21 protein-coding genes and 2 pseudogenes are annotated in these 25472 nt (G+C 61.3%); 12 read left to right on the forward strand and 11 right to left on the reverse strand.

Annotated elements, in window-relative coordinates:
- Positions 1–238 precede the first annotated feature (238 nt).
- Together sucB and lpdA are read right to left on the reverse strand one after the other, a co-directional pair.
- The gene (sucB, locus tag ACRQEG_RS04145) at positions 239–1990 is read right to left on the reverse strand and encodes a 2-oxoglutarate dehydrogenase, E2 component, dihydrolipoamide succinyltransferase (RefSeq protein WP_320755922.1); all 1752 of its coding nucleotides are present in this window, start codon (positions 1988–1990) and stop codon (positions 239–241) included.
- 18 nt (positions 1991–2008) lie between these two features.
- Positions 2009–3382: a dihydrolipoyl dehydrogenase gene (gene lpdA, locus ACRQEG_RS04150; protein ID WP_320757500.1), complete on the reverse strand. Its 1374-nt coding sequence runs from the start codon at positions 3380–3382 to the stop codon at positions 2009–2011.
- 125 nt (positions 3383–3507) lie between these two features.
- Here lpdA and ACRQEG_RS04155 point away from each other — a divergent pair, with 125 nt between their 5' ends.
- The gene (locus ACRQEG_RS04155; protein WP_016442626.1) at positions 3508–3822 is read left to right on the forward strand and encodes a P-loop NTPase family protein; all 315 of its coding nucleotides are present in this window, start codon (positions 3508–3510) and stop codon (positions 3820–3822) included.
- 93 nt (positions 3823–3915) lie between these two features.
- Positions 3916–4329 (forward strand): hypothetical protein, encoded by a 414-nt coding sequence (locus tag ACRQEG_RS04160; RefSeq protein ID WP_155875934.1) that lies wholly within the window; start codon positions 3916–3918, stop codon positions 4327–4329.
- 59 nt (positions 4330–4388) lie between these two features.
- Here ACRQEG_RS04160 and ACRQEG_RS04165 read toward each other — a convergent pair whose 3' ends face one another.
- On the reverse strand, positions 4389–5084 hold the full coding sequence (locus tag ACRQEG_RS04165; RefSeq protein WP_320757499.1) for a DUF3043 domain-containing protein: 696 nt from the start codon (positions 5082–5084) through the stop codon (positions 4389–4391).
- A gap of 191 nt (positions 5085–5275) precedes the next feature.
- Here ACRQEG_RS04165 and ACRQEG_RS04170 point away from each other — a divergent pair, with 191 nt between their 5' ends.
- Together ACRQEG_RS04170 and ACRQEG_RS04175 are read left to right on the forward strand one after the other, a co-directional pair.
- The gene (locus ACRQEG_RS04170; protein WP_320757498.1) at positions 5276–6631 is read left to right on the forward strand and encodes a dipeptidase; all 1356 of its coding nucleotides are present in this window, start codon (positions 5276–5278) and stop codon (positions 6629–6631) included.
- A 64-nt stretch (positions 6632–6695) separates the two neighbouring features.
- Positions 6696–7697, forward strand: coding sequence for an FKBP-type peptidyl-prolyl cis-trans isomerase (locus ACRQEG_RS04175; protein WP_320757497.1), 1002 nt, complete (start codon positions 6696–6698; stop codon positions 7695–7697).
- A 165-nt stretch (positions 7698–7862) separates the two neighbouring features.
- Here the strand turns inward: ACRQEG_RS04175 and ACRQEG_RS04180 are convergent.
- The 4 genes and pseudogenes from ACRQEG_RS04180 to ACRQEG_RS04195 form a co-directional block, all read right to left on the reverse strand.
- Positions 7863–7994, reverse strand: a pseudogene (locus ACRQEG_RS04180) (Fe-Mn family superoxide dismutase); the annotation flags it as partial.
- A gap of 33 nt (positions 7995–8027) precedes the next feature.
- A pseudogene (locus ACRQEG_RS04185) lies at positions 8028–8105 on the reverse strand (hypothetical protein); the annotation flags it as partial.
- Between the two features lie 109 nt (positions 8106–8214).
- Complete coding sequence (locus ACRQEG_RS04190) at positions 8215–10119, reverse strand: DEDD exonuclease domain-containing protein (RefSeq protein ID WP_320757495.1); 1905 nt, start codon at positions 10117–10119, stop codon at positions 8215–8217.
- 50 nt (positions 10120–10169) lie between these two features.
- Positions 10170–10679 (reverse strand): SdpI family protein, encoded by a 510-nt coding sequence (locus ACRQEG_RS04195; RefSeq protein ID WP_320757494.1) that lies wholly within the window; start codon positions 10677–10679, stop codon positions 10170–10172.
- Between the two features lie 69 nt (positions 10680–10748).
- Between ACRQEG_RS04195 and ACRQEG_RS04200 the strand changes: the two genes are divergently transcribed.
- Positions 10749–11963: a pyrophosphate--fructose-6-phosphate 1-phosphotransferase gene (locus ACRQEG_RS04200; protein WP_016442634.1), complete on the forward strand. Its 1215-nt coding sequence runs from the start codon at positions 10749–10751 to the stop codon at positions 11961–11963.
- Between the two features lie 198 nt (positions 11964–12161).
- Positions 12162–13520, forward strand: a complete 1359-nt coding sequence (locus ACRQEG_RS04205) for a class II 3-deoxy-7-phosphoheptulonate synthase (RefSeq protein WP_320757493.1) — start codon at positions 12162–12164, stop codon at positions 13518–13520.
- A 26-nt stretch (positions 13521–13546) separates the two neighbouring features.
- Here ACRQEG_RS04205 and ACRQEG_RS04210 read toward each other — a convergent pair whose 3' ends face one another.
- Positions 13547–15262, reverse strand: coding sequence for a protein kinase domain-containing protein (locus ACRQEG_RS04210; protein ID WP_320757492.1), 1716 nt, complete (start codon positions 15260–15262; stop codon positions 13547–13549).
- Between the two features lie 36 nt (positions 15263–15298).
- Positions 15299–15796 (reverse strand): lytic transglycosylase domain-containing protein, encoded by a 498-nt coding sequence (locus ACRQEG_RS04215; protein ID WP_320757491.1) that lies wholly within the window; start codon positions 15794–15796, stop codon positions 15299–15301.
- Positions 15797–15994: 198 nt separating this feature from the next.
- Here ACRQEG_RS04215 and ACRQEG_RS04220 point away from each other — a divergent pair, with 198 nt between their 5' ends.
- A complete protein-coding gene (locus ACRQEG_RS04220) occupies positions 15995–16336 on the forward strand; it encodes an Rv2175c family DNA-binding protein (RefSeq protein WP_320757490.1) in 342 nt (113 codons plus the stop codon).
- Between the two features lie 50 nt (positions 16337–16386).
- Here ACRQEG_RS04220 and ACRQEG_RS04225 read toward each other — a convergent pair whose 3' ends face one another.
- The gene (locus ACRQEG_RS04225) at positions 16387–17427 is read right to left on the reverse strand and encodes a polyprenyl synthetase family protein (protein WP_320757489.1); all 1041 of its coding nucleotides are present in this window, start codon (positions 17425–17427) and stop codon (positions 16387–16389) included.
- A 106-nt stretch (positions 17428–17533) separates the two neighbouring features.
- On the opposite strand from ACRQEG_RS04225, the gene ACRQEG_RS04230 reads away from it, so the two are divergent.
- Together ACRQEG_RS04230 and ACRQEG_RS04235 are read left to right on the forward strand one after the other, a co-directional pair.
- Positions 17534–18820: a DUF4192 family protein gene (locus tag ACRQEG_RS04230; RefSeq protein WP_320757488.1), complete on the forward strand. Its 1287-nt coding sequence runs from the start codon at positions 17534–17536 to the stop codon at positions 18818–18820.
- Between the two features lie 251 nt (positions 18821–19071).
- The gene (locus ACRQEG_RS04235; RefSeq protein WP_320757487.1) at positions 19072–20907 is read left to right on the forward strand and encodes an RNA polymerase sigma factor; all 1836 of its coding nucleotides are present in this window, start codon (positions 19072–19074) and stop codon (positions 20905–20907) included.
- Here ACRQEG_RS04235 and ACRQEG_RS04240 read toward each other — a convergent pair.
- Positions 20855–21610 (reverse strand): 3'-5' exonuclease, encoded by a 756-nt coding sequence (locus ACRQEG_RS04240; RefSeq protein ID WP_320757486.1) that lies wholly within the window; start codon positions 21608–21610, stop codon positions 20855–20857. The genes ACRQEG_RS04235 and ACRQEG_RS04240 overlap by 53 nt on opposite strands.
- 81 nt (positions 21611–21691) lie before the next feature.
- Here ACRQEG_RS04240 and ACRQEG_RS04245 point away from each other — a divergent pair, with 81 nt between their 5' ends.
- From ACRQEG_RS04245 to ACRQEG_RS04255, 3 genes are all read left to right on the forward strand, one after another.
- Positions 21692–21886 (forward strand): DUF7455 domain-containing protein, encoded by a 195-nt coding sequence (locus tag ACRQEG_RS04245; protein WP_026428827.1) that lies wholly within the window; start codon positions 21692–21694, stop codon positions 21884–21886.
- A 306-nt stretch (positions 21887–22192) separates the two neighbouring features.
- On the forward strand, positions 22193–24316 hold the full coding sequence (locus tag ACRQEG_RS04250) for a DNA gyrase/topoisomerase IV subunit B (RefSeq protein ID WP_435730843.1): 2124 nt from the start codon (positions 22193–22195) through the stop codon (positions 24314–24316).
- A 55-nt stretch (positions 24317–24371) separates the two neighbouring features.
- On the forward strand, positions 24372–25406 hold the full coding sequence (locus ACRQEG_RS04255; protein ID WP_320757484.1) for an N-acetyltransferase: 1035 nt from the start codon (positions 24372–24374) through the stop codon (positions 25404–25406).
- Positions 25407–25472 lie beyond the last annotated feature (66 nt).

Raw genomic sequence — 25472 nt, forward strand, 5'->3', positions numbered from 1 at the left:
CGCTCGTATACGTACGCTTACTCATTGAACGTTCTCCTTAAAAATCTCTAGGAAACCGTCCGCACCCCCTTTTGTCCTATAAGCCCCTATTAACCCGAAAACTCCCCGGTATCCGGATTGCCATGAGCAATATCGGAACCGGGGAGCATCGTTATGTGCCAGATTACGTGCGTGGCTGAGGCTGTGTTATTGGGTTAGTTAGCTACTTAGGTGCTGAGTAACCCAATAACCGAGTTCCTTAGAACGCACCTTCAAAATCGGCCTCTTCCAGGCGAGCCTTGAATTCCTTGAGGAAACGGCCGGCATCTGCGCCATCGACCAAACGGTGATCGTAGGTGATCGCCGGGTATAGGTAGGAACGAATACCGATGGATTCGTTGCCGTCCGCATCCTTGACGATACCCGGTTCGCGCATAATCGCACCGATACCCAGAATAGCTACCTCGGGCTGGTTGATGACCGGGGTGTCAAACATGACGCCGTTAGAGCCCGTATTCGTAATGGTGAAAGTACCGCCGGTGAGGTCATCGACAGCTGCTTCACCATTGCGTACCTTGGCCGCACCGGTGTTGATTGCCCGGGCCAGGCCGGCGATATTGAGATCGCCCGCGTTCTTGATAACCGGGACGAATAGGCCCTTGGGGGTATCCACCGCGATGCCGATGTTCTCGTAATCGAAGTACTCCACCTCATTGTCCTTGATGGTGGCGTTGAGCTTCGGGTGGTTCTTCAGGGTATCGATAGCAGCCTTGACGAAGAAGGGCAGGTAGGTCAGCTTGGTGCCTTCACGTTCTGCGAAAGCAGCCTTATTGGCTTCGCGGAGCTTGACGATCTTCGTGACATCCACCTTGATAACGGTGGTCAGCTGCGCCGAAATCTGGAGGGATTCCACCATGCGCTTGGCAATGGTCTGACGCAGGCGTGTCATCTTCGCGGTAGTACCGCGTAGCTGAGCTGCCTCAGCGGAAGGTGCACTCGGTACGGCTTTCTTGGTCGGGGCGGGTGCCGGAGCTGCGGCCGGGGCCGGCTGAGAAGCAGCGGCTTGGGCGCGCGCGGCTTCTTCCGCAGCCTTCTTCGCGGCAGCGGCTGCCTCTTCCACATCCTGGCGGCGGATACGCCCACCCACACCGGAGCCCTTGACCGCGGAGAGATCCACATCCAAGTCCTTGGCGAGCTTACGCACAATCGGGGTGATGTAGGCATCGGGTTCGGAGAACCCGGTACCGGTAGCAGCCGAATCCAGATCCGGCGTGCGTGCCTGGTTTTCTTGCTGGGCCGGAGTACCGTGCTGCGGGGTACCGGAAGCCGGTTCCTGGACCGCCGCCACACTGGCCGGTGCTTCAGCCGGGGCCGTTCCGGCGGCGGGAGCCGCGGAAGCGGGCGCGGCTGCGCCGTCGCCGATATAAGCGATCACGGTGCCCACCGCAACCGTTTCGTCTTCCTGGACCACGATCTTCTGGATGGTGCCAGCGGCCGGGGCCGGGACTTCCGAATCGACCTTATCCGTGGAGACTTCCACGATGGGCTGGTCCGCTTCGACTTCGTCACCTTCGGCCACTAGCCACGAGGTGACGGTTCCTTCACTGACCGATTCACCCAGGGCCGGCATTTTCACTTCCACACCGGTGGTAGCCGAGCTGCCTTGCTGCGGAGCCGGCGCGGCCGGAGCCGGGGCCGCCGGGGCGGCAGCCGGGGCTGGAGCTTCCGCGTGGTTCGCGTTGCTGGCGGGAGCTGCCGGAGCAGCCAGACCGGAGCCATCACCGATATAGGCGAGGATCGCACCCACTTCAACTTCTTCGTCTTCCTGGACGAGGATCTGTTCGATAACACCTTCCGCGGGGGAGGGGACTTCCGAATCGACCTTATCCGTGGACACTTCAACAATCGGCTCATCGAGCGAAACGGTATCGCCCACCTGCTTGAGCCAGGCGGTCACGGTACCGGTGGTGACGGATTCGCCCAGGGCGGGCATCTTCAACGGTTCAGACATAGAGTTTTCTCCCTCGATTTAGTGGTTGTGGAGCGGCTTGCCCGCGAGGACCAGTGCCGCTTCTCCGATTGCTTCGTTCTGGGTGGGGTGGGCGTGGATAAGGCCATCGAAGTCCTGGGCATAAGCTTCCCAGGCCACCATGAGTTCACCTTCACCGATCTGTTCGGACATGCGGGCCCCGATAGCGTGGAAGCCCACGATGGGTCCGTCCTTGACCGCGACCAGCTTAACGAAACCGGCCGCCCCCAGCATCTGGGACTTGCCGTTACCGGTGAGGTTGAAAGTGGCGGTGGTGATATTTTCTTTGCCGTATTCTTCCTCAGCTTTATCCTGATTGAGACCCACCGAGGCGATTTCCGGGGTGCAGAAGGTCACGCGCGGAATCTTCGTTTCGTCAATCACCTTGGGGTTGAGACCCGCGATATCTTCCGCAACGAAAATACCCTGGAGGAAACCGCGGTGTGCCAGCTGGAGACCGGGCACAATATCGCCTACCGCGTAGATTCCGTCAATGTTGGTACGCAGGCGCTCATCGGTGAGGACGAAACCGCGATCCATCTTCACCCCGACTTCTTCGTAGCCGAGGTTCGCGGTGGCCGGACCGCGCCCGATAGCGATGAGCAGGTAATCCGCTTCGAATTCCTTGCCGTCCTGGGTGAAAACCTTGACGGAATGATCGGTTTGTTCGAGGCGATCAAAGATGGTTCCGGTGGCGAATTTAATACCGCGCTTGCGGAACTGGCGTTCCAGATTCTTGGAAACTTCCGGATCTTCATTGGGAACCAGGCGCGGCAGGCCCTCAATAATCTGGACTTCTGCCCCGTAGGAGCGCCACGCGGAAGCGAATTCCACCCCGATGACCCCGCCGCCCAACACGATCACGGACCCGGGGGCTTCACCCAGTTCCAGCGCTTCGGTTGAGGTGAGTACACGGCCGGTGATGTCCTGGCCGATGGTCTTCGAGTAGGAACCGGAAGCAAGAACGATGTGCTTGCCACGGTAGTGCACGCCATCAACTTCGATGGTGTCCTTCGCAACGAGCTTGCCCCAGCCCTGCACAATTTCTACTCCGCGCGAGGAGACCAGGCCGGTCAGACCCTTGAACATCTTCTCGATGACGCCATTCTTGTAAGCCTGCAAGGTAGGCATATCAATGCCCTCAAAGGAGCCCTTCACACCGATGGAGGGGCCTTCACGCATTTCATCGGCAACATCAGCGGCGTGCAGCAGTGCTTTCGTGGGGATGCACCCGCGGTGCAAACAGGTACCGCCGAGCTTGTCAGCCTCAATGAGAGCAACGGTCAGGCCCAGCTGACCGGCACGAAGTGCGGCCGCGTAGCCGCCGCTGCCGCCACCGAGGATGACGACGTCGTACTCTTTCGTTTCTGCCACAGGATTTCCCTTCGCAATACAACATTTTGGAATGCGGTACAAGAGCCGCTATACCTATATTCTGCCATGCCGAGGTGTTATCTGGAACGCATCACGCTCCCAGCGAGGGTCGCTAAAATCACCGTATGGGTCTTTTTTCGCGTCGCTCCCGTTCCCGTGCTGCTCACAGCGGTGCTCGCCGTTCGACAACGGCGAAACACTTCGCTGATTTCATCGAGACCCGGGCGGGGGTGGAAGCTTATTTTGAGGTGGAAACTCCGCGTGAGCCGGCAGCTCTTCTCCTCGTTGCTCGCACCGGGGAGTGGACTCGCCGGCGGGTGCCCGATCTGGCTGCCGGAGCGCAACTTGCCCGGGAACTGGGCATACCTTTCTACGAAATTAATCGCACCGGCTACCCCGAGTCGGTGCGCCGTTGGAATGCGGAGCACCGGCGCGCTTAAAGGTTTATGATGGTACGTCGTCTCCGCGGTCGTTCTCGCGAAGGAGACGCGAAACCGGTGCAGGATTCTGGGAGGAGCCAGGTGAATAGTGAAATGATTCGAGACGAGAGGCGCACTGCCGTGGGCTGGCCTCTCTTCCTCCTCATTGCGCTGAGCCTGGGGGCCGCTATTTTCGTGTGGCGAGCCATCGTCGCGGGCACCGAAGATTTTCAATTGGGCTATCCCTGGCGCATGGCCACCACCCTGGTGGCGGCGCTTATCTGGGTACTTGCCTGCGCTGGCTCTCTCCACAACGGGCGGCGGATGCGCTGGGTGGCCACCGCCTGCTGGAGTGCCAATATTGTGATGGCCGTGGTGGGTGTGGTGATCCCGGATCTTTTCCACCAGGTGAGTCCCTGGTATCAGGCCGGTGCCACCTATTATTACCTTCCCACCCTCGGGGCCATTGCCGGGCTGGCGTGGATTATGTGGTCGCGGCCAGCCAGCATCGCCCAGCGCAATCTTTAGATTTGCGTTGCAATTGAGGCCTTTTCCTGCACCCGAGGTCTCATTTTTGAGTGGCGAGTCTAGCCTTTGGCAGCGCGCTTGGCTTCTTTCTTTGCCTCTCGTGCTTTCTTCAGATCCGCGGGAGTGCCGCCCTCAGGGTACTCACCGAATTTCACCATGGGGCGGGGCATACGCCAACGCCGCGGGGTGAAGCCGCGTGACATCATCTGCCCGACCAGACGATCCGGAGTTTTATCCTCCCCGAATTTGTATTCCACCAGGGCGCGGACCTGGCGGGCGCGCCACCATGCTTCCACGGCCATGAGCACCAGAACCGCGTAGCAGGTAATAACAAATACATTGAAGACCAGCGGATAGCGGGTGAGGGTGAAAACGCCCACGATCATAATGATGGCCAAAAAGAGCATGAGCGAGGAGAACTGGAAGCGCGAATCGAGTGCATCGCGCGCGAAAGCTCGCTGCACGCCCGCGTGGGCAAGGGGCATATTCCGAATATCCCCGGTTTTCATCGCGGTTTGTTCGCGTTCCCAGCGCTCGGAGGAACGGGCGCGTTCCTCGGCCTTGCGGGCTTTCTTTTCCTCCCGCGTCATCGAAGACTTGTCAGAAATAATCGGCCGACGGCGGCGCGCTTCCACATCCTTACGCTTCGGGGTAGGTGCGCCCTTGCCCGGTGTATATCCCTTGGGGTGGGTGGGGGCGGGTGCTACCTGTTCTTGCGCCTGTTCTAGTGCCTCTTTCTTGCGGCCGAATGCCATCTCAACTCCTGCGTCGTCGCCAACTATGCCTTGAACGAGAATAGTCTAACCGTTCGCGCGCGGCCGCCCCGTCCATTACTCACGCGTACTGCCCGTAGCCGCTCACACGAAGCCGCCCGCGCCCGACCTGCGCCACCGCCTCCATCACCCACCCGCGCGGCCGCCGGCGCGAACCCGGTACCCTAGGACGTATGAGTAGTGATCTTGTTGCGCGCGTGGATGAGGCCCTGCCCGTCCATCGCGCTTTGCTTGAGGACCTTGTCCGTATCCCCTCCGTTTCTGCGGATGCATTTGACCAGGCGAAAGTGCGTGAATCCGCGGAATTCGTGGCGCGTATGGCCCGCGAACGCGGCTTCGACGTCGATATTATTGAATTGGAAACGCCCCAGGGTAAGGGCCGCCCGGCGATTCTCGCCCATAAGCACGTCGGTGACGATAAGCCCACCATTCTTCTCTACGCGCATCACGATGTGCAGCCGCAGGGAACCCTGGACGGCTGGGAATCCGATCCTTTCGAGCCGGTAGAAAAGAACGGGCGCCTCTACGGGCGCGGTACCGCGGATGATAAGGCGGGCGTGCTTGTCCACATGGCTGCGATCTCGGCCCTCGGCGATGATCTAGCCGTGAACGTCACCCTCTTTATCGAAGGTGAAGAAGAAATCGGTTCGCCTACCTTCCATGCTTTCCTGGAAACCTACCGGGATCGCCTGCAAGCCGATGCCATTGTGGTGGCCGATTCGGGTAACTGGAAGGTGGGGGTTCCCTCCCTGACCACCTCGCTGCGCGGTGTCGTGCGCCTGGGCGTGGAAGTGTCCACTCTCACCCACGGTGTACATTCGGGACAGTACGGCGGGCCCACCCTCGATGCGGTGACCGCACTCGCGCGGATTATCGCGACCTTGCACGACGAGAACGGTGACGTTGCGGTTCCCGGTTTGGATGCGTGGGACGATGCCGACGTCGATTACGAAGAAGAACACCTGCGCCGCGATGCCGCGATTCTGCCCGGCATGCAGCTCCTGGGGACCGGCTCTTTCAATTCGCGTATGTGGACGAAACCCTCTATTGCCGTTATCGGTATGGATGTGACCTCCACAGCGGAAGCCTCCAATACCGTGATTCCCTCCGCGCGCGCCTTCCTGTCCATGCGGGTGGCCCCCGGTCAGGATCCGCAGCGCGCCGGCGAGCTACTGGCCGAATACATCGAAGCGCAGGCGCCCTTCGGAGCCACCGTGGTCACCGAAGTTGCGGAAGCGGGTTCCGGTTTCAAAGCCGGGGAGGATACCCCCATTATGCATCTGGCTCGTGAAGCGCTCAGCGAAGCCTTCGGTCACGAATCGGTGGATATCGGAACGGGTGGATCTATCCCCTTCATTTCTGACCTCGCGGAAGTCTTCCCGGAGGCGGAGATTTTGGTGACCGGCGTGGAAGATCCGGACGCACGTGCTCACGCTCATAACGAATCCTTGCATCTGGGCGATTGGCGTAACGCTATTCTGGCGGAGGCGCTGCTCCTGGAGAAGCTGGGACAGGGCGAAAGCCGCTAAGCGCGGGTACGCGAAGGCCGTGGCGCGCCCGAGCGGCGCGAACGGGACAAAGAAAGTGACGTTGATGGGAAAGAAAATTCTTGCGGGATGCACGGCGGCTTTGCTCGCGTGCGGCCTCGCGGCATGTTCGGGTGGGAACGACGGCGCAGCTAGTTCAACACCGGCTGCTTCGGAATCCGCGAGCGCTGAGGCAAGCGGCGCGGTGGAAAGCCCCGCCCCCGGGGAAACGCCTGAGATTGTGTACTCAGAGGAGGGCATGCCGTCCCTGGGTGGCACGGCGCAGGCGCCGCTGCTGGAGTTCCCGAAGGGGGACGCTCCGGCGGATGTGCGCGTGCGGGTGCTGGAACAGGGCAGCGGCGCGGAATTGGGTGCCGATGCGGTGGCCAAGGTCAATTACGTGGGCCAAGTGTGGGGGAAGAACGAGCCTTTCGATTCCTCCTATTCGCGCAACGCCCCGGCGACCTTCCCGCTCGCCCAGGTGATCCCGGGCTGGAGCCACACCCTGGCCAAAGCCCACGTGGGGGATAAGCTGATTTTGTCCATCCCGGCCAAGTGGGGTTACGGGCCTTCGGGTGGTACCAAGGATGGTTCCATCGGGGCCACGGATACCATTGCTTTCTACGTGGAAATTCTGGATGCCTGGAACGCGAAGAGTGCGGGCGAGGCCGGTGCTACGGTGGAAACCGAGGCCGATGCGCTCCCGGTGGACTACACGGGTGAGTTGGGTCAGCCCATTACCGATATCCGGGTGAAAGAAGGTGCGGAAGCTCCCGCGGAACTCAAGGCCACGGTTATTGCCCGCGGCAGCGGGGCTCCGCTCCCGGAGAAGGGCACCTATGTGCTCCAGTTCGCGGCCGCCCAATGGGATAACGCCCACGCGGAAAATACCTGGGCCCCCACAACTGCGAACTATCCGGCAGGGCCGCGCTCGGTACCTTCCACTCAGCAGATTTTCGCGCCCCTGGCGGGGGTGCCGGTCGGCTCGCGAGTTCTGCTGAGCGTGCCTAGCAAGGATAATCCGGCCCAGGCTATTGCCGTGGTCGTGGATATTCTTTCTGCGGTGTAGTTGCCGGGTAGCTACCGGTTGGGTCTGAGAGGACCGAAAAATACACCTGATAGTCACGAAGGGCGAGGGGCCTCTGAAGAGGAGCCTCGCCCTTGTGCTATCCAGAGATGATGCCGCGTTAGCCGCCGCTATCCATGAATATCGGCGGCGCGGTTTGCGCCTGACTTATGCGCGGATGGGAAGGCCGGTGGACTGCTCCTGTGCGATTGCCAAACGCGCTCCGACTTCTTCCCAATTGACGATATTCCAGATAGCTTTGACGTAATCGGCCTTGACATTGAGGTAGTCAAGGTAGAAGTGGAGCTCCATGATCTTTCCGGAAATATGCGGTTCGAGTGCCGCGTAAGCGTAGGGAAGATCGGGGAGGATGTAGGTTGCCATTCTCATACTCCAATTCGGGGGGGGCATCGCGGTGCCAGCCCGCTTAGATACATTCGGAATCTCCGAATGGTAATTGAATGCGAATGCGGGCCAGTATATGGGACGCTCGTCACATACGTGGTGGAAATGGGGAAGTTTAACGCTCAGCCAAGCCGGGTGATTCTTCCGATCCCGGGAAGAAAGCTGGGAAACGGTGGGCTGAGGTGAGGGGAACCGCGAGGGGAATCTCGCCCTCGATGGCGAGCACTCGCGAGCGGGGATCGGAAAGCCAGGCGGCAAGGAGCAGGGTTTCCTCCGGGTGCGCGTGCTCAGACGCGCGGGCGGAAGCCGGGAGGAGGGGAGTCGCGCTGCGGAGCGCCGCGGCCTGCTGGGGAACCTCGCGGGCTTCGGTGACAGTTGCGGTACCAAGCAGGCTGCCGTAACTCGTGAGGATAATTTCCCAATGATCCTCTCGCTTAGACGCGGCGACGACGCAGCTTGCTCGCCACAGCGGAACCAGCAAGTCCCGCCGCTGGGCTGCGGTGAGGAGCGCCGAAAGCCGGTCGCGTTCCACCATCGCTTCTTCGAAACGCTCCTGGGCGGCCAGGCGGGCAACGCGATCCATCTGGTGATCCCATACTTCGGCAAGGGAACCAGCTAACAGCCGCCGGGCGCGCGAGAGGGCCACTGCTCCGGTATTGACGGTGCCCCGCGGGGCCAACGCGCAAGGTGCGTGGGAAGCGAAGTGGCACGGGCAATCGCTCAGATCGGCCTTGCGTGGCACGTTGAGTCCGGCGGGATTGAGCCCGGCTTCATCTCCGATGAGCTCGGCGGCGCGCCGGGCAGCTTTGCGGGAGCCGAAAGGCCCCAGTGAGTGTGCCACCTCTGTTGCCGAACAGCTGCGCGTAGTTTTCAGGCGCGCCACAGGCGTGGTATCCAGGCTGATCCAGGTGCGAGTGTGCGGGCGGCGCGAGCGGCGATTAAAGGGCGGATCGAAGCGAGTAATATCGCGCAGCTCCACCACCCGTGCTTCCAGGAGAGTGGCGGTGGGGGTGGTTTCTACCCGGGTGGCCAGGTCCACCATCTCCGCCATGCGGCGGCGTTTTTCCGCGGCGGTGAAATACTGGCGCACCCGCCGGTACATATTCCCGGAGCTACCCACGTACAGTACTTCGTTATTCGGGCCGATAAAACGGTAGCTGCCCGGGCTGTGCGGTACCTGATCGGCGAGCACGGCGCGGCGGCGCCGGCGGGCCGGAACCGGGTTGGAGGCGGTGAGCAGATCCTCAATATGGGTGACGCCGAGCGGGCCGAGCCGCCCGATCATCGCGTGGAGCACATCCACGGTAGCCCGCGCATCATCGAGGGCACGATGGCTTGGCTGTACCGCGGCCCGGCAGTAGCCAGCGAGGGTGCTTAATTTGTGATTGGGGACTTCATCGCGAGTGAAAATACGCCGCGCCAGCCCGAGGGTATCGAGGACCCGCAGGCGTGGCCACGCCACATCTATCGCTTCGCACGCCCCGCGCAAATGGGACATATCGAAGCGGGCATTATGAGCCACGAGCACCGGTGGATCCGCCGCCCGGTTTCGGGCAGGTACTCTACTGCTAGAAGCGAGAGTTCCGCTGCCGGGAACAGGCACTCCACTGCCTAGAACAGACGCTCCACCGTCAAGCGCTGGGGCATCGGGCTCAAGGAAATTGAGAAAAGCAGGGAGGACCTCGCTCAGCGGGGGAGCGCTCACCGTCATTGCGGTGGTGATTCCGGTGAGTACGGTGATCTGGGCCGGGATGGGCACCCCGGGATTAACGAGTGAGGAAAACTCTTGCACCACCTCCCCTCCGCACACTTTCACCGCACCAATTTCGGTGAGCGCATGCGCCCCGGGCCTCCCTCCGGTGGTTTCCACATCTACCACCACGAAAGTAACCTCATCCAGAGGAGTCCCCAGATCCGCAAATTCCAACTGGCGGGGAGCCAAGATGCGGCCGGACCGATACACCTCAATAGGTTCGGTATCGACCCGGGTGCCGGGCCGCGGAATATGCCGTGCTGTCATGATTTTTACCCTAGCGCGGAGCTACGATGAATTCGCGGAGAAGTAGCGCGCTACAGGCGGGCGCCGTCGTCGTACGGATCGGTATCTTCGCGGGCGGGTGCCGTCAAAATAATGGCGACCACAACGCCCACCAGGGCTCCACCGGCCAGGATCCACGCGGTCAGGCGCGGGGCGGGCAGCAGGCCGATAAACATGAGCGCACTGATGAGAACCAGCACCCCGGTGGCCACCCAGGCGAGGCTCGCGTAGCGGTGGGCAGGGGCCTGGGGAACATAATATTCTTCGCGGGAGGCCGGGTTGAAGGTGGCGTCGTCGTCGGAAAAATCTGAATCTTCCGGGGCCGGGGACCAATCGCGCGGACCGGCCGTTCGCCCGCCACCCAGCGCCCAGGCGGCATCGGTGTAGCGCGGAGAAACATCCACCGGCGGCAGCGCGGCATCACTATCCCGGGTGGTATTGATATTCGCTCCCACCCCCTCGGCTTCCAGCTCGCGCGCGATCTTGTCCCATTGCGCATCGAAGCTATTATCCGAGTGCTTGCCTGTAGGTCCTTCTCCCATGAAAGACACTATAGCTGCGGGTATAATCAACAGCGGAATAATCCCCCAATCAGAAACGGAAGGTTAACGATGACTGTCCGCCGCGTTGCGCTCTTGACCGCCGGAGGTTTCGCCCCGTGTTTGTCCTCGGCCGTGGGTGGCCTCATTGAGCGCTATACGGAAATTGCGCCCGATGTGGAAATTATCGCCTACCAGCATGGCTACCACGGGCTGCTCACCGGGAATTACATCACCATCGATAAAGAAGGGCGCGAACAAGCCCATATCCTGCACCGTTTCGGCGGTTCACCCATCGGTAACTCCCGCGTCAAGCTGACCAATACCGAGGATCTGGTCAAGCGTGGCCTCGTGGAAGAAGGCGTGAACCCGCTGGAATTCGCCGCTCAGCGTCTCGTGGAAGATGGTGTGGATGTGCTCCACACCATCGGCGGTGATGATACAAATACCACCGCGGCTGATCTGGCTGCCTACCTGGAAGAAAACGGGCATCACCTCGTGGTGGTGGGTCTGCCCAAGACCATCGATAATGACATTATTCCGGTGCGCCAGTCCCTGGGCGCCTGGACCGCCGCGGAAGAAGCCTCGCTCTACGCCCAGCATATTATTGGTGAGCATCGCTCCAACCCGCGTATGCTCATCGTTCACGAAGTCATGGGCCGTAATTGCGGCTACCTTACCGCGCAGGCCTCCAAGTACTACCACGATTGGGTCCAGGAGCAGGAATGGGCTCCGGCGCTGGGCTTGACCAAGGAACGCTGGGATGTGCACGCCGTGTTCCTGCCCGAAATGGCCTTGGATATCAGCGGGGAAGCCGAACGCCTCAAGAAGATTATGGATGAGATCGGCAACGTCAATATCTTCCTTTCCGAGGGTGCGGGCGTGGATGAAATCGTGGCCGAAATGGAAGCCGCTGGCCAGGAAGTACCGCGCGATCCCTTCGGACACGTCCAGCTCGATAAGGTCAATCCGGGCCGCTGGTTCGCTGAGCAATTCGCGCAGAAGCTCGGCGCGGAAAAGGTCATGGTGCAAAAGTCCGGGTACTTCTCCCGCGCCTGGCACGCCAACGCTGAGGACCTGCGCCTCATCAAGGGCATGGTGGACCTGGCCGTGCAGTGCGCCCTGGAAGGTAAGCCCGGCCTCATCGGGCACGATGAGGAGAACGGTAACGTCCTCACCAATATCGCTTTCCCGCGGGTGAAGGGCCACAAGGCCTTCGATATCACCCAGGATTGGTTCGTGGAGACCATGCAGGCCATCGGCCAGGAGGTTCGCCCGCACGCCTAATGCGGCTGCGTCGTGGGCCCGGGCTGCCCGGGTGCCCTGTATCCACACGTGAATGTTCGCCCCGTACCGGTTATCTGGTGCGGGGCGAGCTTGTGTGCAGATCATTTTTAGTGTGGTGCGCGCGTGTGAGCCCCGGATGCGTCTCATGGCGCTGACGCAATTCTGCCCGTGCCCCCGTTCCGGGCTAAGATTTCGTTTATGTTTGAGGACGATACGCATAAAATTGCTGCGCTGGCCCACACCTGGCGCGATAAGCCTGCTTTGCACCAACCCCATTACGAGGATGAAGCAGAGCTTACTGCCGTCATGCAGCGTTTGGCGAAAATGCCGCCCCTCGTTTTTGCGGGTGAATGCGATCGGCTCCGTGAGAGGATCGCCGCTGCCCAACGCGGAGAAGCTTTCGTCCTCATGGGTGGGGATTGCGCAGAATCTTTCGAGCAAATCACCGCGGATCGCATCCGTGCCAAGGTCCGCACTCTCCTGCAAATGTCGGTTATTTTGACCTACGGGGCTTCGGTGCCGGTAGTGAAAATTGGGCGGATGGCCGGCCAGTACTCTAAGCCGCGCTCCCAGGCCACCGAAACTATTGGCGATACCACCTTGCCCTCCTACCTGGGCGATTCCATTAACGGGCACGAATTCACGGCCGCGGCGCGCCGCCACGATCCGCACCGTTTGGAGGAGGCGTACCTGTACTCGGTGGCCACCCTCAACCTCATGCGTGCGTTCACGCGCGGTGGTTTCGCCGACTTGCGTTCGGTCCACGATTGGAACCGCGGTTTTATTGCCAACCCGGCTTACGTGCGGTACGAAAAAACAGCGAGCGAGATTGATCGCGCCATGCGTTTCGTGACCGCGGCCGGGGTCGATGGCGCACAGCTGGCAGAAACGCAAATTTATTCTTCCCACGAGGGTCTCGTACTACCCTTTGAGGAAATTATGATGCGCATTGATTCGCGCACTCACGAGCCCTACCTCACTTCCGCCCACTTCTTGTGGATCGGGGAGCGCACCCGCGACGTCAATGGTGCCCACGTGGAGATGTTCTCCCACGCACGTAACCCGATCGGGGTGAAATTAGGTCCGACGACGACGCCAGATACCGCCCTCGCCCTTATTGACAAGCTCAATCCGGAAGGCGAACCGGGCCGACTCACGTTCATTACCCGCATGGGGGCCGGGCGGGTAGAAGAAGCTCTGCCGCCCCTGGTGGAAGCGGTGCAGCGTGACGGGCGCCCGGTTACCTGGGTATCCGACCCCATGCACGGAAATACCATCAAGGCATCCAATGGAATTAAGACCCGCCGCCTGAGCGATATCATGGCGGAAATCCGCGGGTTCTTCGCGGTTCACGAAGCCTTAGGTAGCCACCCGGGCGGTATCCACGTGGAACTGACCGGGGATGACGTGACAGAAGTGCTGGGTGGCTCGGAAGAAATCTTCGAAGAGACCCTGACCGAACGCTACGAATCCTTGGTCGATCCGCGTCTCAACCACCAGCAGTCCCTGGAGTTGGCCTACCAGCTAGCCGAAATGCTGCGCGACGTCCACCTGTAAAACGGGGCGGGACTAGCGCGCCTTGGCTAGCGCGCCGCAATAATGAGCGTGACTTTCTGCCCGGCTGCGGTGCTCACTCCCGGTCCGGGATCCTGGCGCAACACGGTGCCCGGCGCGGCAGCCCGGGTTTCCCGGTAGCGCACCTGCACCTGGAATCCCGCTTGTTCGAGCACGGCGCGTGCCTCTGCCTCCGCCATATCTGCCACGTCGGGAACGGCTGTATCACGGCTTGCGCCGGCAATAAGAAGTTCAACTGTGCTCCCCGGGCGCACCCGGCTACCTGCCTCCGGATCGCTACCCAGCACGGTACCCGGTAGCGCTCCGCTCCCGCCCCGCACCTCCGTCTCCACTGTTAGCCCGAGGGCCTCCATCTGGCCACGCGCTTGGGTGAGTCCGGTGGCAAGCTCGGGTACCGTTACCCGTGCCCACGGGCCCGCCGTGAGAGCCCACGTCGCGCCGCCTGCCCCAGCAAGCAACGCGATTGCGCATACCCAGGCGGCAATCCACCACGCGCGGGCGCGCCGCCGCCCAGCGCTACGCTGCCGCGGTTTTCCCGGGTGCTGCTGCGGTCGGCCCGTACCTTGTTGCGAGCTAACCGGGCTTACCTTTAGTTTCCGGGTGGGGCGGAGGATTGACGGGGCACGGTGCTCAGGTGCGTGCACCGGAACAGTCGCGTCGGCACCCAGCGTGGGGGCATCCAGCGTGGGCGCTCCAGTCGCGGCAGCATTGATCGTGACAGCGTGCTCGACTCCTTCTCCAGCCGCGGTCGCCGGCTCGGCACCCCCACTTTCACCCGCCGTCTCTTCGCCCCGAACCGGTTGTGGGCGGCGCGGCGTAACCGGAATACGCCGTAGCGCGGCATCGTCAAGAACCCGGGTCCGCACCGCCCGCAGCAACTCCCGGGCCTCTCCGGCGCTCGCCGGGCGATCCGCCGGATTTTTAGCGGTAAGCACCCCGATAAAAGAATCCACCTCCGCCGGCAACCACGGATTATCCCCCGCTAGGCGCGGTAAATCTTCCCGTGCTTGTGCCGCCGCGAGCTGGGCGGCTGAGTATCCGGCCCAGGGCAGGCGCCCGGCAATTAACTCAAAGAGCACCAGGCCGGTGGCGTAAACATCGCTAGCCGGGCTCGCCGCCCGCTGCTCCAGAATTTCCGGTGCGGTATAGGCCAGGGTTCCCCAGCGCGGCAGCGCCCCCGAGGATGCGCTCACCGCATGGGCGAGTCCGAAATCAGTTACCGTCACGGTGAGCTGTGGCAGGCGCACGGGGGAGGGCGGCGGGCAGGTGGCGTCGAATAAAATATTTTCCGGCTTGATATCCCGGTGAATAATTCCGGTCCGGTGGGCAGTTGCCAGGCCCTGGAGGACCTGATCGCAAATCTCCAGGGCGGTGCCGAGCTGGAAGGACCCTAGGCGCTCCAGCTCGTGGCGCAGCGTGGGTCCGGGCACGTATTCCATGACGAGGTAGGCACGCTCGGTTGCGCCGTCGTTCCACACCCCACGGTCGTAAATAGTGACGATATGCGGGCTACTCAGCGCGGCGACCGCCCGGGCTTCCCGCTGGAAGAGCCGGGTGAAATCATCAAGGGTCGCCAGGTCGGGGTGCATAATCTTGATCGCCACCACGCGATCTAGATTGGTGTCGTAGCCGCGGTACACCGTGGCCATCCCGCCGCGCGCCACCGGGGCGTCGAGACGGTAGCGGCCCTCAAGCCACCCGGCCGGCAGGGAAGGAATAGTCACACACCTAGGGTAGCGCGCCGCCTCAAAACGCCGCGTTTAGAAACTCTTAGCTGCGCGCAAGACCCGCAGCACGTACTTTTGGGTAGACGGGTACGGCCCAGCTTCCCGCAGGCGTGCCAAACCCTGGTAGTAGGCGGCAATAGCCTCATGCGTACTGGCGGTGTGGCGCTGCAAATACCGAATAATGGCGATACCCGCGGTGATATTATCCGCGGGAATAAGCCAGTCCAGATCCCGCCCGACCATCCGCCCCGCCCACCGTGAGGCCGCGGGAATCAGCTGCATCACACCTGCCGCACCGCTCGGGGAGAGGGCGCGAGAATTGAAACCGGATTCGATATAGGCATGCGCCATTGCAAGCCGAGGATTGACGCCCATAAGCGCCGCCGTATCACGCACCATCTTCTGCGTTTCCGCCCGGCTCGGGGCGATAATCGCATTCAAACGCGCCGCGATTTCCGCGTGCGAAAGTTCGTAGTGCGGGGCCGGTACCTGCGCCCGCAAACGCGCCAGATTCGCCTTCGATCCCACCATTTCTCACTTCCTGGCCGGTGCGGGGGACATTCGATTGCGCCCCGGCCGCTGTTCCACTTGTGACAATAGTGCACTGTTGTGAAAATGTCACCAGAATGTGACGATTTTGTAATGGCGACGACGCCGCACCCTTGCCCACCTGCGCGCCTGCGCGGCCGCGGCATTAAGATGGGAAGCGTGGAAAAAGAGAATACAACTGTGACGTGGTTGAGCCTTCCGGAGCTGGCCGATTACCTCGAGACCGATCTGCGTACGGTACGCTCCCAGCTGCGCGATGCCCGTTTCCTGGCGGTGCGGCGCGGGGAAAATAACGCCCTTTACGCCGACGCGGGACAGTTTGTGATGAAAGACGGGCAGCGCGTGCCGCTGCCCTCGTTGCGCGGCACCATTATTTCCCTGCGCGATGCCGGATATAACGACGACGAAGCCCAAGAATGGCTGCGGCGCTTCGAACCGGAACTACGTGATACCCCGTTGGGTGCACTCATCGCCGGGCACACCCACGCGGTTCGACGCGTCATCGCCGGCCTGGCTTTTTAGCTCGTGGTTGCCCACCTTGGTGCGGGCCACCTTGGCAGGGGCCGCCGGACCTAGTGGGTGCGCGAGCGCAGACGCTGGAGGAGTTCCCCTAAGCTGTCGCGGGCGGCATCATTCAGGCGCGGCAAGATAGCTCGTGCACTATCCTCACGGTGGCGAATCATGTTTTCCACGTGAGCCCGCGCTCCAGAGTCCTCCATGAGAGCCCGAGCGCGAGCGACGTCGTCGCCCTCCAAAGGCTTCCCACGCAAGGACCGCAACCACCGGGCATCCACCTCGCTAACCCGCTCCAGCGTTTCGAGGAAGAGGAAGGTGTTTTTCCCTTCGGTGAGGTCATCGCCGGCAGGTTTACCCGTGACAGCTGGATCCCCGAAAATTCCGAGGATATCGTCGCGCAATTGGAAAGCCTCACCGAAAGGTGTGGCGAAAGCCCGCAAATCTGCGATTGTTTCCGGCCTGGGCGACTCAGCGAGCGCAGCCCCGATAAGCAGGGGGAAGAGCGCGGAATACGACACCGTTTTATGGGTGATAATCGCGCTGATATCCTCCCGGGTAGCCCCGCGGGCATATTCGCAGCGGATATCGAGGAACTGACCGATGCCCACGTCCTCGCACATGGTGAAAAACGGCTCGAGGGGAGCACTACGCCCGGCGCTCACCGCTTCCTGAGACGCCAGCGCCAGAACAGCATCGCCCACAATCAAACCGGAGCGGAAACCGTAGCGCTCGGGGGAACCATCCCAACCGGATACGCGGTGATAATTCTCCAGCTCCGCATGTACCGTGGGGACCCCGCGGCGGGTGGCAGAAGCGTCAATAATATCGTCGTGAATAAGGGCCGCGAGCTGGAAAAGCTCCACGGCCGCGCCCATACGCACCGCCGCCACCATATCCGGGCAAGTAGACTCCGGAAGAGTGGCCAGCATCCCGGCCCGCACCAACCGCGCCCGTGTCCGCTTACCGCCGGACGCTAGCGCGGTAACAGTATCAATGAAATCCTCCACCTCGGGCTGATTCCAGCGGCGCAGCGAATCCAAACGCGCCTCAATACGGCTATCAACCCCGTTGGTGAAATCGCGAGTGCTCCACTCCATTGCTCCTGCTCCGCTTCTTTATCCACAGATCCGTGAGGTGCGCGCCCCATCCACAGGGTACCGGCACTCGCGAGCACGCGGTTGCCGAAGCTGGTTATCTAGCCCTATGGACACAATCACACTTCATCATCCGCGCGATGCCCTCGCTGTTATTCCCCATCTGCTGGGCTATCACCCGCGCCACCACTTCGTACTCTTCGGGGGAAGCCCGGAATTGCATCGGGCCGTGGGCCCGGAGGGTGAGGAACTACCGCAATGGTTCGGTTCGCTGGAATCTTCGCAGCGTCCGGAAGTTGCCGTGGCCGGGGGTGAAACGCCACTCATTCGGGTAGATCTGCGTGCCGGCCCTATCTCGCCCTATGTTGCCCGGCAAATAACTGACACGGTAGCTGCCTGCAGAATGTTCAGCTGCGTGGCGGTGGTCTACTGTCCAAGTTTTATTCGCTTCGCTCACACCCGCGAATTTGCTTCGGTGCTGGCCCTACTGGAACTGCTCTGCGCTGCTCTTTCCCGGCTCTGGGACGGTGACCCGGGCACTCGCGATGCGTGGAGTTGTGATTTTTTTATTGCCGATAACGAAGGGTTTATGGATATGGGAGAAGAAACATTTTGCCGCTGGGAAGAATTGGAATCTACCGAGGCGGCGGCTGCTCTCGTTTACAAGGGTTCGGCGCCTCTGGAAGAAGAACCGCGCCGGGATATCGTCAAGGCCAGCCCCACTCGGAAGCGTAATACCGCCGTAGCCTTGGAAGAAGCGCGCGGGGAGGAAGTCACTGCACTGGAAGAGCATTGGGATATGCTCCTTGCTCGGGTGGCGCGCCGCCGCCAAGCCGGCCCACCGCGCATCACCACCCGCGAAGCGGGGCGAGCCTTGGCCGGGCTCTTACGCATCCCTATTCGGGATAAAATCTTGCAGGTCTCCCTTGAGCATGATCCGCTGCTACCGATGTCATCAGTTGATCCCGCGGTGGGTTTTGCTACCGGGGTGGGGGAGCGTCCCAATATTGTGCGCGCTTTGGGAATGATGGCTCTTCTGGATGAATTAGCCCGGCTGGCTCCGGAAGGAGTGGAGGTTCCCTACGCGTGCTCGGCGTATTTAGCCTGGTGGGTGGGGCAAAATTCCATGACCGCGCTGCGCGCTCAAGAAGCCCTGGAAATCAATCCCGGCTCGCGCTTGGCGCGCATGCTCAAAGATGCGGCCGAATGGAACGCATTGCCTCCCTGGTTGCTAGGCCCGAACGGAGGTGAGAGGTGTTCACGCGCCACAGCTGATAGTGGCGATCAAGGGGAAGTGGATAGTGACGGTGCCGGTGACGAGGTCACGCCCTGCGGTTTGGCAGCTAGTGAGCCGGAAGCCGCGGATCGATATGGGCCGGGTAGCCAAGCAGCCTAAAGAACCTACGTAGCTACGTGCGTGAAGATGGTATTCGCGCTGGCGGGAAGTGCGCGCTGGCGGGAAGTTCATACCGGCGGAAAGTGGGCGAACTATAGTCCCCGAGCATAAGAATGCTATGTGATGATCGGCACCTTAGGGAGGGTGGGGAACAAAAAGTGGGTGGGGTGCGTTCCGCTAAATAGCTCTTTGGGGTGGATACCCCGTGCCGGTTTTCGGCATTCGTTGATAACACTAGGGAAAGGTCTCACGTGGCCACAAAGTCTGCCAGTGCACAAGAAACCGCTGCCGCGGAAAAGGACACCGCGGTGTCCGCATCCGCTTCGGGTACGAAGAAGAAGGCGGCCTCTCGCTCCTCCAGTCGCACGGCATCGGCCACCTCGGCAGCTACCGCTTCTGAAAGCACCACGGCGGCGAAGAAGCCGGCTGCCAAGAAGGCCAGTGCGGCCAAGACCACCACTACCAAGAAGGCTGCCACCAAGAAGACCATCTCCAAGGCAAGCGAACCGAAGTCGACCGAATCTAAGTCGACCGAATCTAAGTCGACCGAATCTAAGTCGGTTGAATCCAAGGCCGCTTCTTCGGCATCTTCCTCGAAGAAGGCCACCACCGCGAAGTCAGCTGCTACGAAGTCCGCCGCCTCAAAGTCCACCGCGGCGAAGAAGACTGCCGAGAAGAAAGCCACCGCTGAAAGCGAAACTCCGGAACCTGCTGCGGCTGCCACGGAGGCGACCGCGGTCGCAGCGGAAGCCAAGGAGGAGAAGCCGGCCGCTAAGAAGCCGGCCACCCGTAAGACTGCCGCGAAGAAGACCACGTCTAAGGCAGCCGAATCCAAGGAGGCTTCCACCTCGAAGAAGGCTACGTCGAAGCGTGCTACCGCTAAGCAGGAAGAGCCGGAAGATCCTGAAGAACATGAGGATCTCGAGGATGAAGATTTCGACGTCGATGCTGAGGATGTTGACGCCGAGGATCTAGACGACGATCTCGAGGATGACGAAGACGATTCGGAGGACGCCGAAGAAGAACCCGAGGAAGAAGAGGACGAAGCCGATAAGGAAACGGATAACGCCGCCAAAACGGAAACAACCGGGCGTAATTCCCGAGGCGGGTTCACCGTCAAAGATTCCGATGATTCCGATGAGCCGGCGGTACGTGTTCACGTTGCCGGTGCCACCGCGGATCCGGTCAAGGACTACCTCAAGCAGATCGGCAAAGTGCCCCTGCTTAACGCCGCGGAAGAAGTGGAACTCGCTAAGCGAATCGAGGCCGGGCTCTACGCCCAGCACCTGCTGGACCAGGGTAATCTCGATAAGGAGAAAGACCACGCCTATATCCGTGAACTGCGGATTATTTCCCGCGATGGCAAGCACGCCAAGAACCACCTCCTTGAGGCGAATCTTCGCCTGGTAGTTTCCTTGGCTAAGCGCTACACGGGCCGCGGCATGCTCTTCCTTGATCTTATTCAGGAAGGGAATTTGGGGCTGGTGCGCGCCGTCGAAAAGTTTGACTACGCCAAGGGCTACAAGTTCTCCACCTACGCTACCTGGTGGATTCGCCAGGCCATTACCCGCGCGATGGCGGACCAGGCCCGCACTATCCGCATCCCGGTGCATATGGTCGAAGTTATCAATAAGCTCGCGCGGGTTCAGCGTCAGATGCTCCAGGAACTCGGGCGGGAACCAACCACCGAGGAACTGGCGAAAGAACTGGATATGACCGAAGAAAAGGTCGTCGAAGTTCAAAAGTACGGCCGGGAACCCATTTCTTTGCACACCCCGCTCGGTGAAGATGGTGATTCCGAATTCGGTGACCTCATTGAGGATTCCGAAGCGGTGGTCCCGGCGGATGCCGTCGGCTTCACCCTGCTCCAAGAGCAGCTCCATCGCGTTCTCGATACCCTGTCCGAACGCGAGGCCGGGGTGGTTTCCATGCGCTTTGGCCTCACCGACGGCCAGCCGAAAACCCTGGATGAAATCGGCAAGGTTTACGGGGTTACTCGCGAACGCATTCGCCAGATCGAATCCAAGACCATGTCTAAGCTGCGCCACCCGAGCCGTTCGCAGGTGCTGCGTGACTATCTGGAGTAAAACCAGGCGCGGCAGGTTCCCGGCGCGCGCGGCGCACACCGGGGAACTCCACCTCGAATAGCGGGGTGGGCCAAATAATCTCAGCGGCGTGGAGGCGAGCATCGTCCCACGCCGCTGCTGTTATTTCCCGCCCGTCTCTACTATGTGCGCGGGTGGCGTAGCGCTCCCCGCGTGCCTCTCGGCGCAGGTACTCAGCCAGGAGCCGCCCGCACATGCGCGCATCCGTGATGGCACGGTGGTGTTCTTCTATCTCAATTCCCGCACGCTGGGCCACGGCCATAAGGGAATGGCGCCCCTCGGGAACATAAATGCGCGAAAGATCCATCGTGCACACGGCAGCGGTGAGCGGGATACGTAGCGGGCTTCCGGCGCGGCGAAAAGCCTCGTTGAGGAAACCCAGATCAAAGCGGGCATTATGCGCCACGAGGATACGCCCGTGCAGCAGCCGTTCCACGTGGGGGAGCAGTTGTGAGAACGACGGCGCCTGTGCCACTTCTGCAGCGTGTACTCCGTGGATATCCGTGGCTCCCATGGGCCGCAGTGGGTTCACCAGGCTGTCCCATTCGCACTCTGGGTTGCCCTGCTCATCTAGAAGCACCACCCCGATCTCCACAATGCGGTCCGTGCGCGCATCTAAACCGGTGGTTTCCAGATCGAGGGCGGCATAGCCCAAAGAACTACCGTGTGCGTGAGAGAGAGCCATGCGTTCAGCTTACCGAGAGCACGGGCCTGAGGTGATCTTCTCCTCAGGAATAAGCGCGCCCTTTTATGCTTTGATAGGTATGTGAGTACTACATTGACTGAATTAGCTCCCTTGACCGCGCAGGATCGTTGCGATGCCTGCGGAGCCCAGGCCTACGTTCGGGTACGCCTGCCCTATGGAGAACTTTTCTTCTGCGGCCATCATGCTTCCCAGCATCTCGATAAGCTGCGTGAAGATGCCCTTGAGATTCAAGACGAACGCGAAAATATCGCCTAGCTTCTCTTCGATCTCACCACCAGCGGCCCACCCGGGCCGCTTTTGAGTTAACGCGTTCCTACTGTGGCTCTCAGCTGATGCCGGCTGGCACCCTCGTCGCCGGCTGCGTGGGGGTGGCGGGGTGTTTTTCCGAGGTGTACTGCGCGTGTACGACAAATGCACTACAGCTCTGAAAACGCATAGAACCCCCGCTGGGGCTGGTGTGAACCGTGGGATTCACGCACTTTCACGCACTTTCACGTACTTTCACGTACTTTCACGCGCGCCGCACCGGCTCGCGAACAACCGTTCGCGTAAACTACCGGTGTGTCAACTTCCGAAGAATACTCAGCTCGCCATCTCCAAGTCCTCGAAGGTCTGGAAGCCGTGCGCAAACGCCCCGGTATGTACATCGGCTCCACGGATTCGCGCGGACTCATGCACTGCCTCTGGGAAATCATCGACAACGGTATCGACGAAGCGCTGGAAGGATTCGCTACCCATATCACCGTCACCCTCTACGCCGACGGTTCGGTTGAGGTAACCGACGACGGCCGCGGTGTCCCCGTGGATACCGTCCCCGGAGTGGGGCTTTCCGGAGTGGAAGTTGTGTACACCCGCCTGCATGCCGGCGGGAAATTCGGAGGCGGATCCTATTCCGCTTCCGGCGGCCTTCACGGCGTGGGTGCCTCGGTAGTTAACGCACTCTCCGCGCGCATGGATGTGAAAGTCCGGCGCGGCGGCAAGGTCTACCAGATGCAATTCAAGCGCGGCGAACCGGGGCGTTTCCAGGACGGTACTCAGCCCTCCCCGGAGGCTCCTTTTGAAGCCTTCACCCACGGCAGTGAACTTGACACGGTCGGGAAAGTAGCGAAGAAGAATACCGGCACATCCGTGCGCTACTGGGCTGATCCCCAGATTTTCCTGGCCGAAGCAGAATTCTCCTATGATCTGCTCACCGAACGGGTACGCCAATCCGCGTTCCTGGTGCCCGGCCTGACCATCACCATTCGTGATGAACGCGGCCTGGCGGGCACCCCCGGGGAGAACGGCCCCTATGAGGAAGTGTTCCATTACGAGGGGGGCGTCGTCGATTTCGTGGACTACCTGGCCACCGATCCGGCCCTCACCGCCACCATGCACCTCACGGGCAGTGAAACCTTCACCGAAAACGTGCAGGTCCTCGATTCGGAAAGCGGGCATTTGCGCGCCCAGGAAGTTGAACGCACCTGCGAAGTAGATGTGGCTCTGCGCTGGGGAACCGGCTATGACACCACCACCGAATCTTTTGTGAATATTATTCGCACGCCCGGAGGAGGGGCGCACCAGAGCGGCTTCGAACAGGGCGTGGTGAAAACCCTACGGGCCCTGATCGATACCAATTCGCGGCGTCTCAAGCTCACCGCCAAAGACGCCAAAATCGAAAAAGACGATATTTTGGCCGGGATGACCGCTGTTGTCACGGTCCGGTTAGCCGAACCCCAATTCGAGGGGCAAACGAAGGAGATCCTGGGGACGGCGGCAGTGCGCCCCATCGTGGCGCGCGTCGTCGCCGCACAACTTCACAGTATCCTCGCGTCCACGAAACGTGACCAAAAAACTGAAACCTCCAGGCTCCTCGAAAAAATCGTGGCGGAAATGCGGGCGCGGGTGGCCGCGCGCGTCCATAAGGAAATCTCGCGGCGGAAAAACGCGCTCGAAAATTCCACCCTGCCCGCCAAGCTCGCCGATTGCCGCAGCGATGATATTGAGCACACCGAGCTTTTTATCGTCGAGGGTGATTCGGCGCTGGGCACCGCGAAACTGGCGCGTTCTTCGGAATTCCAGGCGCTGCTGCCCATCCGCGGCAAGATTCTTAACGTCCAGCGTGCCTCGCCCGCGGATATTCTGCGTAACCAGGAGGTCTCTTCCATTATTCAGGTGGTCGGGGCCGGTTCCGGGCGCACTTTTGACCTCGCGGCGGCGCGATACGGGAAAATTATTATGATGACGGATGCGGACGTGGACGGCGCCCATATCCGCACCCTCCTGCTCACGCTGTTCTTCCGCTATATGCGTCCCCTCGTGGAAGCCGGGCGGGTTTTCGCCGCGGTGCCGCCACTGCACCGCATCGAGGTGGCCGGGCGTGGCGGGAAAAAGGGCTCGTATATTTATACCTATTCCGAAGAGGAATTGCATCGGGAACTCAAGAAGCTCGAACGCGCCGGGAAAAGCTATAAGGAACCCATCCAGCGTTACAAGGGCCTGGGGGAGATGGACGCGCACCAGCTCGCCGAAACAACCATGGATCCCGCCCACCGCACCCTGCGGCGCATCCGCATCGAGGACGAGGCCGCGCTGCGGGAAGCCGAGTCCGTTTTTGAAGTATTGATGGGTAACGAGGTGGCTCCGCGTCGCGAATTTATTGTCGAGGGCGCCGACGATATCTCCTACGACAAGATCGATGCCTAAGATTCCGGGCCCGCGCTTCGCTACACTTGAGAGTCATACCCGTAAAGGAGGGCTCATGGGTAACGGCGCGATACTGTGGAGCGATCTCACAGCGGCGGATGGCCGCGCGATTTTCACGCTGCTCGATACCCACCAGAGTGCCGTGAACTCCAGCTTCCGCACCTCGCGCGAAGAAATTGATCTCATGTTTGAGCCCTCGGTTCCGCATAGTGTTTTCGGGTGGTACGACGACGCAGCACCGGTCCGGCGCCTCCTTGCTTTCGGTATCGTGCGCCTCTACGATGCGCGCACCGCGCATCCCACGGTTACCCTTTCAGCTAGTGTGCACCCCGGGCTGAGCCCGGAGCTGCGCGAACAGGCAGCTCGCGGGGTGCTCGCCGAACAATTGCGCCGAGCTCCGGCCCTGGCGGCCGGAACTCTCCACCCCGTGGCCGTGGCGAATGTGGAAAGTTGGGATCCGGAACGGGGGATGGCCCTGGCGGCTGCCGGCTTCACCGACCGGCTTTCCTACCTGCAAATGCGTCGGCCGCTCACCCGCGGACCGCTGCCCTTGCCGCCTTCCGCGCATGCTGAAAACAATGGTGTGGAGCTGGTTCCCCTGACCCCCGATTGGGACGACGCCGCACTTCTTGCCCATAATTCTTTTTACGCAGATAAATTGAATTACCCGATTTACACCCGGGAGCAGTGGCGCATCGAATGTGCTTTTATGCGCCGCGAATGGAGTTTCCTGGCGGTGGATACCCGCGGGGATCGGCCCCGGGTACTCGGGTGCATTATGACCGCCGCCTATGAGCAGGATTGGCCCGGGCTGGGATTCCGGGAGGGCTATGTTGATGAGCTCGCGGTGCGGGCCGAAAGCCCGGACGGGGTCAATGCCCGCCTGCTGGCCGCCAGTATTGCCGCCCAGGCAGATAGCGGCATGGATGCCACCACGTTGGATCTCACCGTCCACTACGAGCCGGACGGCACCTGCCTGACCCCCGACAGTGCGGCGCGCCTGAGCCTGTATGAAAGCTTCGGTTTCGAGGTTACCGAACGCACCCGGGTAGTCCACCACCCGCTCCCGGATATGCCAGCGCGGTCGTAAGAAGCCGCGTTCCGCGGCGGCGCGCGGTGCCTAGCCGCGTGTGCGAAGGCACGTACGAAGGCACGT

Source organism: Actinotignum stranguriae (assembly GCF_051265215.1).
Lineage (GTDB): Bacteria > Actinomycetota > Actinomycetes > Actinomycetales > Actinomycetaceae > Actinotignum > Actinotignum schaalii_C.

Bases quoted from the DNA above. Each gene is read 5' to 3' on its own strand.
- ACRQEG_RS04205 (WP_320757493.1), top strand. From the start codon at position 12,162: ATGTTTGAGGACGATACGCATAAAATTGCTGCGCTGGCCCACACCTGG.
- ACRQEG_RS04160 (WP_155875934.1), top strand. From the start codon at position 3,916: ATGATTCGAGACGAGAGGCGCACTGCCGTGGGCTGGCCTCTCTTCCTC.
- sucB (WP_320755922.1), bottom strand. From the start codon at position 1,990: ATGTCTGAACCGTTGAAGATGCCCGCCCTGGGCGAATCCGTCACCACC.
- ACRQEG_RS04230 (WP_320757488.1), top strand. From the start codon at position 17,534: ATGGACACAATCACACTTCATCATCCGCGCGATGCCCTCGCTGTTATT.
- ACRQEG_RS04195 (WP_320757494.1), bottom strand. From the start codon at position 10,679: ATGGGAGAAGGACCTACAGGCAAGCACTCGGATAATAGCTTCGATGCG.
- ACRQEG_RS04190 (WP_320757495.1), bottom strand. From the start codon at position 10,119: ATGACAGCACGGCATATTCCGCGGCCCGGCACCCGGGTCGATACCGAA.
- ACRQEG_RS04200 (WP_016442634.1), top strand. From the start codon at position 10,749: ATGACTGTCCGCCGCGTTGCGCTCTTGACCGCCGGAGGTTTCGCCCCG.
- ACRQEG_RS04225 (WP_320757489.1), bottom strand. From the start codon at position 17,427: ATGGAGTGGAGCACTCGCGATTTCACCAACGGGGTTGATAGCCGTATT.
- ACRQEG_RS04175 (WP_320757497.1), top strand. From the start codon at position 6,696: ATGGGAAAGAAAATTCTTGCGGGATGCACGGCGGCTTTGCTCGCGTGC.
- ACRQEG_RS04165 (WP_320757499.1), bottom strand. From the start codon at position 5,084: ATGGCATTCGGCCGCAAGAAAGAGGCACTAGAACAGGCGCAAGAACAG.
- ACRQEG_RS04240 (WP_320757486.1), bottom strand. From the start codon at position 21,610: ATGGCTCTCTCTCACGCACACGGTAGTTCTTTGGGCTATGCCGCCCTC.
- ACRQEG_RS04170 (WP_320757498.1), top strand. From the start codon at position 5,276: ATGAGTAGTGATCTTGTTGCGCGCGTGGATGAGGCCCTGCCCGTCCAT.
- ACRQEG_RS04215 (WP_320757491.1), bottom strand. From the start codon at position 15,796: ATGGTGGGATCGAAGGCGAATCTGGCGCGTTTGCGGGCGCAGGTACCG.
- ACRQEG_RS04155 (WP_016442626.1), top strand. From the start codon at position 3,508: ATGGGTCTTTTTTCGCGTCGCTCCCGTTCCCGTGCTGCTCACAGCGGT.
- ACRQEG_RS04255 (WP_320757484.1), top strand. From the start codon at position 24,372: ATGGGTAACGGCGCGATACTGTGGAGCGATCTCACAGCGGCGGATGGC.